The organism is Methylobacterium sp. WL103, assembly GCF_008039885.1.
GTDB classification, from domain to species: domain Bacteria; phylum Pseudomonadota; class Alphaproteobacteria; order Rhizobiales; family Beijerinckiaceae; genus Methylobacterium; species Methylobacterium cerastii.
In genome coordinates this window covers 1-3,463 of the sequence record NZ_VRUX01000460.1, presented here as the reverse complement: position 1 = coordinate 3,463, position 3,463 = coordinate 1, and the positions used below count along the sequence as shown (strand labels likewise).

General features: G+C 72.2%; 1 protein-coding gene and 1 pseudogene. Both read right to left on the bottom strand.

What is annotated here, in order from left to right:
• Positions 1-2,760 (bottom strand): error-prone DNA polymerase (locus FV222_RS20520; protein WP_147815514.1); only part of this gene is annotated, 2,760 nt, incomplete at its 3' end.
• A pseudogene (locus FV222_RS29890) lies at positions 2,733-3,463 on the bottom strand (DNA polymerase Y family protein); the annotation flags it as partial. The gene FV222_RS20520 and the pseudogene FV222_RS29890, both read right to left, overlap by 28 nt.

Genomic DNA, 3,463 nt, shown 5'->3' with positions numbered 1-3,463 from the left:
GCCCAGGCCCGCGTCCGGCGCGGCCTTGGCGAGGCGTCCGCCCTCCAGCGTCCGCACCATCCACAGGGCCGCCCGCCGGTCGAGGTCGAGGGAGCGGAAGGCGTCGGCCTCAGCCAGCCGTTCCAGGGCGTTTCGGGGTAGCGCCAGGGCCGCCTGCAAGCCCTCGATGCTTGCGTAGCCGTTGGCCCGCAACGCCACGAGCCGGCGCATCGCACCTTGCGGCAGCCCGGTGATCTGCCGCAGGCCGATCCGCACCGCGAGCCGCTTCGGCACCCCGGGAGGGGGCGCTTCCGAGGCCGGCTCCAGGGTGCAGTCCCAGTCGCTGGCGTTGACATCGGGTCCGCGCACCTCGACGCCGTGGGCGCGGGCGTCGCGCACGAGCTGCGCCGGCTGGTAGAAGCCCATCGGCTGCGCGTTGAGGATCGCGGCCAGGAACACGTCCGGGTGCCGGCATTTCAGCCAGGCCGAGGCGTAGACCAGGAGCGCGAAGCTCGCCGCGTGGCTCTCCGGGAAGCCGTAGGTCGAGAACCCGCGGATCTGCTTGAAGCAGCGCTCGGCGAAGTCCTGCGGATACCCCCGCCGCGTCATCCCGCCGATGAACTTCTCCTCGAACCCGCCGATCGTGCCGACATGCCGGAAGGTCGCCATGGCGCGCCGCAGGCCGTCGGCCTCGGCCGGGGTGAAGCCGGCCGCGGTGATCGCGATCTGCATGGCGTGCTCCTGGAACAGGGGCACGCCGAAGGTTCGCTTCAGCACGCCTTCGAGCTCGTCCCGGGGGCCGTGCGCCGGGTCGGGGGAGGGGTACTCCACCGGCTCGTTCCCGGAACGCCGCCGCAGGTAGGGGTGCACCATGTCCCCCTGGATCGGGCCGGGGCGGACGATCGCGACCTGCACTACGAGGTCGTAGAACGCCTTCGGCTTCAGCCGCGGCAGCATCGACATCTGCGCCCGGCTCTCGACTTGGAACACGCCGACGGAATCGGCCTTCGAGAGCATCGCGTAGACCTCCGGTTCCTCTTGCGGCAGGTCGGCGAGGGTCGGGTAGTCGTGGCCGTAGTCGCGGGCGAGGAATTCGAGGCCCCGGCGGATGCAGGTGAGCATGCCGAGCGCCAGCACGTCGACCTTCATCAGGCCGACCACATCGATGTCGTCCTTGTCCCATTCGATGAAGGTGCGGTCGGGCATCGCGGCGTTGCCGACCGGCACGGTCTCGTCGAGGCGCCCGCGGGTGAGCACGAAGCCGCCGACATGCTGCGACAGGTGCCGCGGGAAGCCGACCAGCGAGACCGCGAGGTCCACCGCCTGGCGGATCGCCGGGTTCTCCGGGTCGAGCCCCGCTTGAGCCACATGCTTGTCGGGTAGGTCCTTGCCCCAGGACCCCCACACGGTCTCGCCGAGCGCGGCGGTGAGGTCCTCGGTCAGCCCCAGCACCTTGCCGACCTCGCGGATCGCCGAGCGCGGGCGGTAGTGGATCACCGTCGAGCAGATCGCGGCGCGCTCGCGGCCGTACTTGCCGTAGAGGTATTGGATCACCTCCTCGCGGCGCTCGTGCTCGAAGTCGACGTCGATGTCGGGCGGCTCGTCGCGGTTCTCGGAGATGAAGCGGGCGAACAGCAGGCGGATCTGGGTCGGGTCGACCGCGGTGATGCCGAGGCAGTAGCAGACCACGGAGTTGGCGGCCGAGCCGCGCCCCTGGCACAGGATGCCGCGGTCGCGGGCGAATTCTACGATGTCGAACAGGGTGAGGAAGTAGCGCGCGTAATCCATCTTCCGGATGAGGTTCAGCTCGTCGTCGAGCGTCTTCGCGACCGCATCGGGAATGCCGTCAGGGAAACGCCAGCGGGCCCGGTCCCAGGCTTTCTCGGTCAGGTGCGCCTGCGCCGTCTTCCCCGGCGGAACCGGCTCGTCCGGGTATTCGTAGACCAGCTCGCCCAGCGAGAACGTGCAGGCCTCCACGATCTCGCGCGTCGCGGCCAGCGCCTCCGGGTGGTCGGCGAACAGCCGCGCCATCTCGTAGGGCGGCTTGAGGTGGCGTTCGGCGTTGGCTTCCAGGCGGTAGCCAGCCTCCACGAGGGTGCAGCCCTCGTGGATGCAGGCGATCACGTCCTGCAGAGGGCGCCGGTCGGGATGGTGGTAGAGCGCGTCGGACACCGCGACCATCGGTGCGCCGAGGCGGTCGCCGAGCTCGGCCAGGAGCCCGAGCCGGCGGCGTTCGTCGCCGCGGTGATGGTGGCTCGCGCCGAGCCAGACCCGGCCGGGGGCGGCGGCCGCCAGCGCCTCGACCCGGGCGGAGAAGCTTGCCGGCGGCACTGGCCGCCGGCCGGGGGGCATCGCGATGAAGACCTGGCCCTCGGCCGCATCCAGCATCTCGGCGAAGGAGAACCGGCACTCGCCCTTGCGCACCCGACGGTTGCCCGTGGACAGGAGCCGGCACAGGCGGCCGTAGCCGGCCCGGTCCATCGGGTAGGTCACCGCCTCGAACCCCTCCTCGGTGACGAGCCGCACGCCCGGCAGGAACGGGATATTCCAAATGTCCTCGGCGCCCGGGCGCGCCGGCTTCACCCGCGCCGCCGCGTAGGCGCGCACCACGCCGGCGAAGGTGTTGCGGTCGGCGATGCCGATGGCGTCGAGGCCGTAGGCGATCGCCTGCTCGACGTATTCCTGCGGATGCGAGGCGCCGCGCAGGAACGAGAAGTTCGTGGAGACGGCCAGTTCCGCGTAAGTCCCCCCCGTCACGCGAACAGCCCGTGCACGAACCATGCGGCCGGCCGCTCGGGAAGGTTCGGGCCGTCGCGGTAGAGCCAGAGCCGGCGGCCGGATTCGCACTCGACGACGTAGTAGTCGCGGGGGATGCCGGCCTCGCGCCACCATTCGGGGGCGATCCGCTCCGGCCCCTCGGCGTGGGCGATCCTGTGGAGGCGGGAGCGCCAGCGGAAGCGGCGGGGCGGCCCCTCCGGCACCAGGGCGATCACGTCCTCGGCAGCCTCGCCTCGGTCGAACAGCACCAGCGGGCGTGGCCCGATCCCGGCATCGGGATCGGGCCAGTGCAGGACGACGCGCTCGACACGCCAAGGTTCGGGGCGACAAGATTCCGTGCGCCAGGGCGCGATGCGGTCGGCGCGCTCGGGCACGTGGCTCGCGCGCGGCAACAGGCGGATCACCGGGCGGCCGAAGCGCTGGCGCAGGGCGTCGGCGAGGCCGGCGATGCGCGCGCCGGGGGGCACGGGTCCGGTGTCGAGGGCGGCCTGGCGGCCGGGCATCGGACCGGTGGCGGCCACGTCGAGGCGGACGGTCTCGAAGCCGAAGCCGGCATCGAGGCCCGAGCCGAGCCGTTCGAGCCGGAGCTGCAGCAGGCGGGCCACGTGGTCCGGGCAGCGGCTCGGCTCTGACAGGCCGAGGTCGAGGGCGCGCACCACGTCGTCGACCCGGTGCAGCGACAGGCGCACGCCGCGGGCGCCGAGGC